Annotated in this window: 9 protein-coding genes and 2 tRNA genes; all 11 read right to left on the bottom strand. The window is 42.6% G+C overall.

Annotation, left to right across the window (positions count from 1 at the left end):
* Positions 1 to 367: 367 nt before the first annotated feature.
* Positions 368 to 456 (bottom strand) — tRNA-Ser (locus tag CI597_RS16980).
* A gap of 49 nt (positions 457 to 505) precedes the next feature.
* Positions 506 to 591, bottom strand: a tRNA-Ser gene (locus tag CI597_RS16985).
* A gap of 180 nt (positions 592 to 771) precedes the next feature.
* The gene (locus CI597_RS16990; protein WP_024729440.1) at positions 772 to 1236 is read right to left on the bottom strand and encodes a PTS sugar transporter subunit IIA; all 465 of its coding nucleotides are present in this window, start codon (positions 1234 to 1236) and stop codon (positions 772 to 774) included.
* A 13-nt stretch (positions 1237 to 1249) separates the two neighbouring features.
* A complete protein-coding gene (locus tag CI597_RS16995) occupies positions 1250 to 1879 on the bottom strand; it encodes a ribulose-phosphate 3-epimerase (RefSeq protein ID WP_024729439.1) in 630 nt (209 codons plus the stop codon).
* Between the two features lie 24 nt (positions 1880 to 1903).
* Positions 1904 to 2719 (bottom strand): BtpA/SgcQ family protein, encoded by an 816-nt coding sequence (locus tag CI597_RS17000; protein ID WP_024729438.1) that lies wholly within the window; start codon positions 2717 to 2719, stop codon positions 1904 to 1906.
* Between the two features lie 37 nt (positions 2720 to 2756).
* Positions 2757 to 3851, bottom strand: coding sequence for a M42 family metallopeptidase (locus CI597_RS17005; protein ID WP_024729437.1), 1095 nt, complete (start codon positions 3849 to 3851; stop codon positions 2757 to 2759).
* A 99-nt stretch (positions 3852 to 3950) separates the two neighbouring features.
* On the bottom strand, positions 3951 to 5216 hold the full coding sequence (locus CI597_RS17010) for a PTS galactitol transporter subunit IIC (protein ID WP_024729436.1): 1266 nt from the start codon (positions 5214 to 5216) through the stop codon (positions 3951 to 3953).
* Positions 5217 to 5235: 19 nt separating this feature from the next.
* Positions 5236 to 5538 carry a PTS sugar transporter subunit IIB gene (locus CI597_RS17015; protein WP_024729435.1) on the bottom strand — a complete coding sequence of 101 codons (303 nt, stop codon included), beginning with the start codon at positions 5536 to 5538 and terminating at the stop codon, positions 5236 to 5238.
* Entirely contained in the window at positions 5447 to 6361 is a 915-nt protein-coding gene (locus CI597_RS17020; protein ID WP_024729434.1) for an HAD-IIB family hydrolase, read from the bottom strand. The genes CI597_RS17015 and CI597_RS17020 overlap by 92 nt, the downstream gene beginning before the upstream one ends.
* 11 nt (positions 6362 to 6372) lie before the next feature.
* Positions 6373 to 6843, bottom strand: a complete 471-nt coding sequence (locus tag CI597_RS17025; RefSeq protein ID WP_024729433.1) for a PTS sugar transporter subunit IIA — start codon at positions 6841 to 6843, stop codon at positions 6373 to 6375.
* Positions 6840 to 8696 (bottom strand): BglG family transcription antiterminator, encoded by a 1857-nt coding sequence (locus tag CI597_RS17030; protein WP_024729432.1) that lies wholly within the window; start codon positions 8694 to 8696, stop codon positions 6840 to 6842. The genes CI597_RS17025 and CI597_RS17030 overlap by 4 nt, the downstream gene beginning before the upstream one ends.
* Between the last annotated feature and the right edge of the window lie 584 nt (positions 8697 to 9280).

The raw sequence follows: 9280 nt of genomic DNA on the forward strand, positions 1-9280 counted from the left end.
GCACGCCGCCAGCGTTCATCCTGAGCCAGGATCAAACTCTCATGTTCAATCTTGGATCTAAAAAGCGCTAGCTTTTTTATCCTTGTTTTACTGTGTCCTTTTATAAAGAACGTTCGTGTATCTTTTTTTTAAAGATACTGAAAATCTCTTAGAATTTTCAAGGTTGTCTTATTGTTTAGTTGTCAATGTTCGCGTTTGCAGTATTGTGTGCATAAAAAATGAAGTGTATCGCGCGAAGAATTTATTCTTCTGAGCGCATACGGTTTACTTTTTATATAAGCGGCTCTGCCGCGACTGAGGAAGTGAAACTTCCGAAGTGCACACCGCACTCAAACTTTATATCCGGAACCTCCTGTCAAAGTTCCAACGGAGAAGGAGGGATTTGAACCCTCGCGCCGCTATTAACGACCTACTCACTTTCCAGGCGAGCCCCTTCAGCCACTTGGGTACTTCTCCAAGCGTCCCTAACTACTTTGCTCTCAGCTAGTGCTGATCTTCAAAGCAACGGAGAGGGTGGGATTCGAACCCACGCGCCCTTGCGGACAAACGGTTTTCAAGACCGCCTCGTTATGACCACTTCGATACCTCTCCAGGTACTTGTTTCTTTGTTTTTTAAGCGTCTCTCGCTGTGACGCTTGTATATAATACCAAACGCTCCTACACTTGTCAACAAGTTTTTTGAAAATATTTTATTTTTTTGTATTCTTATAAATTAAGACTGCTTATAAGGGGTCAGCTGACTGCTCACCCCCTTTTGTTTTATCCTTTCCTTTAACACATACAAGAAACGATTTTATGATAAATCTCTTTTCCGTCTTTTGCCCTCACTAATTCCTCCATCATACGATCATCCTGTACCAGATGAATTAATTCCTGTAAAGTTTCCAACTGGGCATGTGGCTCTTTGATTGCCATCATCATGATGACACTGACACTGGTTTTTTCCTGACTGCCTCCCATAACCTGAAACTCAATTGGTTCGCTCAGGGACGCAACACAGATTCTCGTTTTCTTAACATATCTGGAATCTGTATGCGGGATTGCTACTTTATATCCATTTAACGGAAGTCCCGTAGGAAATTCTTTCTCCCTCTGTATCACGTGCTCCTCATAATCTTTTGTTACAATTCCTTTCTGATACATTTTTGACGCTATAATATGAAGGGCTTCTTCCTGACTTTCGGCCCTGATGTTGGTAAAACATGTTTCTTCTGACAATGCATCTTTTAGTGACATGGATGATACCTCCTTACAAGTTCTCAAAGTATGTGATTGCACCGAAAGAATCTTCAGCTTGAAAGACAGCTCTGCCTATAACAGCACCTGTTGCTCCGTTTTTCCTTAAAAGCCGTATTTCCTTTCCTGAAATGCCTCCATCCGCAATAATATCCTGATCTGTCCGGCATCTCTTAGCAAGCCATCTGACTTTCTCCACCATATCCGCTCGAAATTTCTCTCCGGCTCCGTCCGGTTCTGATGTCATAATTAAAAAATAATCGGCTTCATTGAGATAAAATTCTACTTCATTTACCGCTGTACGTGGATTCAGTGCAATTCCGGCTTTCATTCCGCGTCTTTTAATCTCTGTAATAATTCTTGAAGGATAGTCAAGGGCCTCCCAATGAACAGCTACAGCTTTAAAGCCGCATGCCTGCAGATCATTCAAATAGTCCAAAGGATTCTGTACCATCAGATGAGCATCCATGGAAGCCTCTGTAACTTCTGCAGCCAGCCTGACCGTCCCTAATCCAAACGTTATATTAGGAACAAAGTTTCCATCTTCAATGTCATAATGCAGATACGTATGATTTTTGAGCTTTTCAATCTCTTCTCTTAACTTCAGCTGATCTGCCGAAGCCAATGACGGAAATATCTTCATAGTCAATGATTCCTCCGGCTCCTATTATTTATTTCTGAACTCTTTTACAACATCCATAAATTCTTTTACGCGTTCTCTGTCTACAGCATTTTCAAAAATCCCGTCCTTTTTAAATGTAGTTCCAACAACCGCTCCGTCTGCAATCTTCAGCTGCTCTGCTACATTTTCTTTTCTCACACCGGTATTTGCAAAAACGATGGTTTGCGGAACTTCATTTTTTACCGTTTTCAGTACCTGTGAATCTGTGGCAGCACCTGCTGTGAGTCCGGAAACACAGAGTGCATCCGGTCTGCAGTTAAATACAGTGCTTTTCGCAATCTGGGCAATATCATCTCTTTGAATGTATTTTGCCGCTTCCGGTACGATGTTGAATAACAGTTTCACATCCTGTGCCCCAATTGCATGCTGATGCCTTACAACCTCACCGCAGTTTGTGTCCCAGATACCGAAATCGCTGGCATAGACGCCAGTAAATATTTCTCTGACAAACTTTGCTCCCGTAGCTTTTGCTAAATCTAATGACTTTTCCGGATCCCATAAAACATTCACCCCAAACGGTATGTGAAGATCTCCCTTGATCTCTCCAATGATCCGTGCCATTGCGGCTACTGTCTCCGTTTTTACCTTTGTAAGATAAGGAAGACTGAACTCGTTGGAGAACATAATGGCATCGACACCGCCTTCCTGCAGTTTTAGCATCTCTCTGCGGGCACGCTCTACAACTGCTTCCATTCCTCCTTTCTCGTCAAAACCCGGATCTCCCGGCAAAGCCGTGAAATGACACATTGCAATAATAACCTTGTCTGTTCCCAATACTTCCTCTGTCCATTTTTTACTCATGTTCTTCTCCTTTTCCTCTGCTTGCTGTTTTAAAGTTTTAACATCCTCTTGACAGGTCGACATGCCTTCCGAATTTACATGCAGACAGGCACATAAGCTCTGCGCAGTCTTCAATATCTTTCACACACGCTGCCTCCGCCGGTGAATGTGTATATCTGAGCGGAATTGATAAATGAGCCATAGGAATCCCCTCTGTTCCCGCAAGCTGTGTAAAAGCATCGTCTGTTATGACTCCGATCACCACTTCTTTCTGACAATTCATAAGTTCATCTTTCGCGATTTCCTCAAGAAATTGATTCAGCTTCGGGTTTGGAAGCAGGCCTCCGAGAGTTCCTCTCCCATGGAAATTCATATACATGATTGCCACACCTTTTCCAAGAGCCATATCATATTTGCCCTCCAGTTCCGGTGTATCACAGGCCGGAGAAATATCTACACAGATGGCCGCATCCGGCTCCAGCCGCTTAAATGTCGGTGTTGAAGATCTGACATTAAATTCTTCCTGCACCGTAAAAATTAAATAGACGGTAGCTTCGTGCTCTGCAGTTTCCAAATGCTCTGCCAGAGCAAGAAGTGTATAGATACCCATTCTGTCATCCAGGGATTTCGAGACAATACAGTTTCCCATCTTCATAAAATTAGGAACATAAGTTACTGAACTTCCTATATCGACGCCCAGAGACAACACTTCCTCTTTTGATCGGCATCCGATATCTACATAAATTTCATTAATGGCTGTAACCGAAAACTTTTTTTCTGCAGATGTCAGATGATGTGAAGTATTTCCTACAACTCCTCGGACTGAAGTTGTTCCGTCCAGTGTATGTACGTCTAAAAATTCAGAAGGGAGTACTTTCTCCGGAATCCCGCCTACTCTTTCCAGTCTTAAGAATCCAGTGTCTTCTATCTTTTTAACAATCAGCCCTACTTCATCCATATGTGCGAAATAGGCAATGCTCGGGGGATTCTCTCCTCTCCCCAGATAAGTTGCTGTCACATTCCCCATTTTGTCTACATGTAGATCATCAGCACTTTCTTTCAGCCGGCTGATAATATAAGAAATCATACGGTCTTCCCGTCCGCTCATGGCAGATATTTCTGTCAATTTTTTAATCTCTTCATAAATATCCATTCTTTCCCTCCTTTACACTGTGCAGCGCCTGTGACAACGGCAACTTGTCCTTCTAATTCAATGTTATAGCCCATCTCTGCTCCTTTTTATATTGATCTGTTAAGCGAATATACCTGCAATCTTATAGAAAATCCAAGTCAGCCAGTTTCCGGCGGACAGAGCTGTAATATCCACGGCTCCTTTTGGAAGACTATATCCCGCATCCACAGCCATCGTTGTCATGGAAGCACCAAAACTGGAACAAATTAGCAGGACAATGCTCATAATAACAATCCCCGAAATAATAGACCTGAATAAATTTCCTTTACTGAGACAAGGTACCAGCGCGACAAAATATGCCAGGGATGCCAGATCACCAAATGGTAGCACTCGGTTTCCCGGAAGGATCATAGCTACTACAAGAACAATCGGTATTAGGATAATGGCCGATGCTACCGTAACCGGATGCCCGATCAAAATAGCTGAATCAAGCCCCACATAAAATTCTCTCCCCTTAAAATGCTTGTCCATAAATTTCTTGGCTGCGTCGGATACCACCGTTAGAGACTCCATAAATAATGCAATGAATTTGGGAATGATCATCATAACAGCGCCGATGGAGATTGCCGAGTTTAATAGAGTCGGAATGTCTTTCCAATAACCTGCCACACATCCCAGAATCAATCCCAATGTTGTACCAAGAACCAACGGGCTTCCAAAGATGCCCCATTTCTCCTGGATATGCTTTTCATCCCACTCGATATCTTTGATAATCGGAATCCGGTCTAAAACCCAATTCACACCGTTGATGATCGGAATACTGGTGACGACCCAGCCCTGTGGGATCGAAACACCCGGAATCTTATAAAACTTCTGAACTCTTTCTGCTGTCCGGTCAGCCATGACCAGACAAAACGCTGCGTGTACTGCACCTGCCGCCAGGCCGATGATCAGATTCCCTGTAACGATATACACTACAGATGCTGTAAATGCATGGTTCCAAAAATTCCATATGTCAACGTTCAATGTTTTGGTCGTTTTTGTTGCCAGCATTAAGATATTGACTCCCAGTGATACCAGTATGATCAGCACACCGCACTTTGTACTGTATGCCACCGCAGACCCCACAGCCCATCCCACATCCAGAATGTCTTTCTTTACTCCCAGATTGTCTGCCAGAGCAGTAACCATAGGATTCACAGTTGTAATCATGAGATTGATGACCAGATTTAAGCCGATATAAGCCGCACCGAATGTCAATCCGGCCATCAGTGATTTCTTCAATTTTGCACCAAACACCATACATATGATGAAAATGAAGATTGGAATCAACACCGATGCCCCTAAACTGGTCAGGGCACCTGAAACCTTTGATATAATTTCCATAAAATCCTCCTTCTTTCTTCTAATCTTTTTCTGTGATTTCTTGAATGGTCTTTTGCAAATCTTCCAGCAGTTCCTCTTCTCCCACTCCTGTCAGCAGCGGCAGTCCGTCAAATACAGGGATGCCCGGATCAAAAGCAACCTGGGCAGTGCTTAAGATCACATCACAGCCTGTAAGCCTGTTGGCCAGATCGTTGACACTGCAGGTCATAATGGAAACCGGGATGCCATGTTCATTCATATATTCCTGAACAATGGATGCCGCATGTGTGGATGTCGCAATTCCTGAACCGCATGAAACCATCAGCTTTATTGGTCTCTTCATTAAAATTCCTCCTTTCCTTTGAAATTTGCAGATTATATTGATCCGCCAGCCTGAATGCCTGTTTCATTCCGCAGCTGGCAGGAGAATCAATCAAAATATCGCTTATCTCCAGTACCTGTCTGGCAGCATCTTTCGGTGCGAAGGAGCAGTGCCCCATCTTCAGCATACTCAAATCATTCATTCCATTCCCGGCAGCAAATATTTTTTCTTTTTTTGCTCCGAGAACTTCCATCAAATGAGCTGCTGCCACGTGCTTGCCAGTCTGCTCAGAAGTTACCTCCGTAAAATGTTTGCTGGAATATTCGTATCTTCTCCCCTTCCACAAAGGCAGATTCCTGCACTTTTCAAGTATCGTTCTATGATTTGCCGTAAAAGACAGTTTCAAAATATCACCCTGTGCCTGTCCGGCTGAGAAAATTTCTTTTCCCATCTCCTCCTTCACTCCGTGATTCTCGATCATCCAGTTGCTTCTCATTCTGTAGATTCCTTTTTCAGTAAAGATCTGGATACATATTTCAGGCAGATGTTCATAAATAAACTGAATATCATGCAGGATATCCTTCCCTAGTGGCTTCTTCCAGATCAGCCTCTTCCTCTGAAAATCATAAATTCCGGCTCCGTTATAGACGACTGCTGGAAATTTAAGATTCAGTTTTCTGCTGTATTCCTCTAATGCCTCCACAGATCTTCCGGTACACAGGATCAGGCGGCCTCCGGAAGCCTCATAGTCTTTTGCCGCCTGGATCACATCATCATGCAGATGAAAATCATTTCCCACTAAAGTTCCGTCAACATCTGACAGAAACATTGAATAATAATTCATACACACTCCTTTTATCCACTGATAATATTCCTGAACTCTTCTTTATCCACAGCTTTCAGCAGCCCTTGAACAATTTCTGTTCTCCCTGCCTTAAGCACCACCTGTTTCAATACTTCCAGCTCTTCTCTGTCTTCATCATCTACCATAATTTCAGGTATGACGAATAAAAATACCAACCGGACCATCCTATTCTTATTTACATGCTGCTGCGGTGCCCAGTCAATCTCATGCTCGGATCTGATGCAGACTATGCTGACCTCAGAAATAATATCCGATACAGCATGAGCCAGTGCGACAGAATTTCCGATCGCAGTGAATCCATCCTTTTCTCTTTTCCACACTTCTTTCATAAGTCTGCTCTTCGTTTTAGAATCTGTCCCACCGGTCAGCAGGCCGCTCAGCTGTTCTATCATTTCTTCCTTCGTGTGGATATCTGCATGTAGCAGAATTTTTTCCTCCGTCATCAAATCCTCTATGTTCATTGTTCTACTCTCCCTCCTCTCATTAATACATCCAGGGCTTCCTCTCTGGTCTTAGCGGATTTCAGCCTTTCCGTCCTTCTTTTGTCCATCGACAGGCAATATAATTCATGAAGAATCTTCTGCTGTTCTTCTTCTGAACTCGTACACACATCAATCGTGAGCGCAGATGTCTCAGCATCCATATCCAGATATATTTCTGACTTCTCCTGGTACCATAAGTTCACATAGAAACCGGATATCAGCTCCGCTTTACATATCATTTCCCTTTCAGCGTCAGACGGACTTTCCCGGATCATTTCCCCCAGTTTAACGCCTGCACTATTGGTCTCCTGGCTTTTGCAGATATCATATATATAATTCCTGATAGCCTTTATATCCTGTTTGGTCAGAAGTGCGGAAATCATCAGGTTCGGAATATTCCCCGGGTTTACCGGAACTGTGGAGATAATAAAGTCTGTGTCTCCCAGCTCCCTCTCCTTCAGCTTCCGCGAAGAAATCGTATCAATCACACGGATTTTAGGAAATTCCTGTTTGATTTTCTCGCTCAGCAGAAGAGAAGTTCCAAATCCGCTGTGGCAGACTACCAAAACATTGATTCTGGATGACAGCTTGACGATCATTGTCTGATAATATGTAGCAATATTAGCAATCTCATCGAGTCTTATCTTTTTTAGATGAAAACGTTTCCCCACAACCGTACAGGCAATCTTACAAATCCCAAGCATCTGCGGGTACCACTGCTGCATTTCTTCCAGCAATGGATTTGTAATCTGAATATTGTATTCCAGACGGTTCAGCATCGGCCTTATGTGGAGCATCAGTCCTTCCAGTAAGGTTTTTTCTTTAAAGAAGTTAACGCCCATTACGCCGGACATATAATCAGTCAAAGCCATCGCCACCTTTTCACCGATGCTTCTCTTCTGTTTTATCTCTTTTTTTACTCCCTCAATCGTACTCAGCGAGCTTAAATACTGGTATATATAAGTAATCTCTTCCTCTCCAATATTAATTTCGTATTTCTCCCAAATACTCCGGGCAATCTGATCTGCTTTTTGATAAACTCTGTTCCTGTCCGTCTCTGACAAATCATCATTTAGTGAATCCATCTTATTGCCATCCCTGACACGTTTGATGCAGATTAAAATATGAGTAAGAATATTTACATAGTAAATATCATTGATGTCGATTCCCTCTTCTTCTTCCAAACTGACAAGAAGAGATTCCACAAAAATGATTTCTTCCAGCGAAAACACTTCCAGCAGTCCCCGCAGTGTCGGCATATTCAGCCTACATATCCCGTCCGGCTGTATATCGTCATTGAGACCGCCTGCTGTTCCCTCTCCGTTGATCAGTGATGCAATTGCTTCTCTGATATTAATTTCTTCACCTTCAATCCGGGTTCCTTCCACATTCCTGACCAACTTCAGATCAAAATCTGCCAGCCATTTTTCAATCAGCTTTAGATCATTTACAATACTTGCCTTTCCGACATAATATTCCTCTGATAATTTTTGAAGCGATGTAGATTTGCCGGAATGAATCAGCAGATTTTTGAGAATAATGCCCCTCCGCCACTCTACCGAACCGCTGCTGTCTTCCGGTCCATATGCTCCCAAAATGTCTGTCATTTTGATGCGGTCTCTGTTTTCCATATCCAGCAAAATCCCTCTTCCTGTCCTGCCTATGACCTGAATCTTTTCTTCTTCTAAAACCTGCCGTATCATTTTCAAATCATCCTTTAATGTCTTATCTGACACCTTTAATTTGTCGGCATAATAATGAACTGACCTGTAGCAATCCTCTTGCATCATCATCCTTATAAAATTCTTTTGTCTCTTACTTAAACTCTTCATGTTCTCTCCCTCTGGGATGATATCTGATATGTTACCTCTCAGGATTGTTTCCTTCCTCTTTAAACAAACTATATCACCCAATTGTTCTTCTAAAAATACAAAACTCCTACTCTAGCTCTAAGGAAGTTTTAGTACACCAATGAACAAAGTGGGCAAGCCCACTTCATCTCCCCAACCCCTCAATCTTTTAGGGGCTTGGCAACTTTGCGTGCCAGATGCGATTTGCCGCAGGCAAATAATTTCCTTACGCATCTGTGCACAGCCCGCGGAGCGTTTTTATTTCATAGGGAAGGTCGTAGAACTTTCCTATGAAATGAAAAAGGGGCTGTCGCTTTAACGAATGAAAATTCGTGAAGCGGCAGCTTCATTTTTGCTGCTTTTGGCATGAAATCCAATCGGAACCACAGATTTATTTAATCATTTGATAATAATGGCGCACTTTAATAAGCCATTTTCGATGGCTTAAAAATTTATTTTGAAATGTCTAAATTCAGGCGCTTTTTAATGGGAATAAATACGTTCCGGTTCTGCCATTTTGAATCTTATTATGAAGCTTATTTATGTTTCTTGCCATGGCAAGCAGT

It is taken from the genome of Anaerostipes hominis (ex Lee et al. 2021), assembly GCF_002270485.1.
GTDB classification, from domain to species: domain Bacteria; phylum Bacillota; class Clostridia; order Lachnospirales; family Lachnospiraceae; genus Anaerostipes; species Anaerostipes hominis.